The 1,190-nt window shown below is 57.2% G+C and carries 1 protein-coding gene; it reads right to left on the bottom strand.

The window, feature by feature from the left end:
• Positions 1-145 precede the first annotated feature (145 nt).
• Positions 146-1,126, bottom strand: a complete 981-nt coding sequence (locus JFT66_RS29640) for an IS5-like element IS1384 family transposase (protein ID WP_010466230.1) — start codon at positions 1,124-1,126, stop codon at positions 146-148.
• Positions 1,127-1,190 lie beyond the last annotated feature (64 nt).

The raw sequence follows: 1,190 nt of genomic DNA, 5'->3' as shown, positions 1-1,190 counted from the left end.
GGATGGTCTGAAGTAGCCATGTATTTCCCCGGCATACCACCTAGCGCAACTTTTAAACTCGCCAAATGATCAAAAAACAATCAATTCGACGAGTATTTCTTACGTTTTCGCCACCCGGACCCCACTCCGGTGGCCATTTCCCGCATTACAGGCGCACCTCTCCTGCATTCGTCAGTAAATGTCGGCGCGCCATCCACAGGTTCGACAGAGCGAACAGTGTCACCAGTTGCGCCGTGTTTTTGGCCAAGCCGCGAAAGCGCACCTTGGTGTAACCGAACTGGCGCTTGATTACCCGGAACGGATGCTCGACCTTGGCGCGCACCTGAGCCTTGGCCTTTTCAATCTTGCGCTTGGCTTTGTACAGCACGCTGCGCTTATCGAGTTTTTTGTAGGTGCTGCGGCGTGCCGCCACCTGCCAGATAACTTCACGTCCTTCATGCTCGGGCCGCTTTTCGACACCGGTGTAGCCTGCATCGGCGCAGACCACGTTTTCGTCGCCATGCAGCAATTTGTCCACCTGGGTGACATCCGCCACATTGGCCGCCGTGCCCACTACGCTGTGCACCAGACCCGATTCGTCATCGGCGCCGATGTGGGCCTTCATGCCAAAATAATACTGGTTTCCCTTCTTGGTCTGGTGCATTTCCGGGTCGCGCTTGCCGTCCTTGTTCTTGGTCGAACTGGGCGCATTGATCAGCGTTGCATCGACGATGGTGCCCTGGCGCAGCGACAGGCCGCGGTCGCCCAGATAGCCATTGATGACAGCGAGGATGCCGGCCGCCAGCTCGTGTTTCTCCAGCAAGCGGCGGAAGTTGAGAATGGTGGTTTCGTCGGGGATGCGCTCCAGGTTCAGCCCGGCAAACTGGCGCAGGATCGTGGTTTCGTACAGCGCTTCCTCCATCGCTGGATCGCTGTAGCCGAACCAGTTCTGCAGCAGATGCACACGCAGCATCGCCATCAACGGGTAGGCCGGACGGCCACCTTCACCTTTCGGATAATGTGGCTCGATCAAAGCAATCAAGCCCTTCCACGGCACCACCCGATCCATCTCGATCAGGAACAACTCCTTGCGGGTTTGCTTGCGCTTGCCAGCGTACTCGGCGTCGGCGAAGGTCATCTGCTTCATCGGGAAACTCGGTGGGTGGGGTCGCGGTATTTTGCCAAATCAGAAAGTCTTTTTCAGAGTTTCC

This window comes from Pseudomonas sp. MF6755 (assembly GCF_016405635.1).
Lineage (GTDB): Bacteria > Pseudomonadota > Gammaproteobacteria > Pseudomonadales > Pseudomonadaceae > Aquipseudomonas > Aquipseudomonas haemolytica.
Note: the sequence above shows the minus strand (reverse complement) of the source record. Positions and strands in the feature narration are given on the sequence as shown.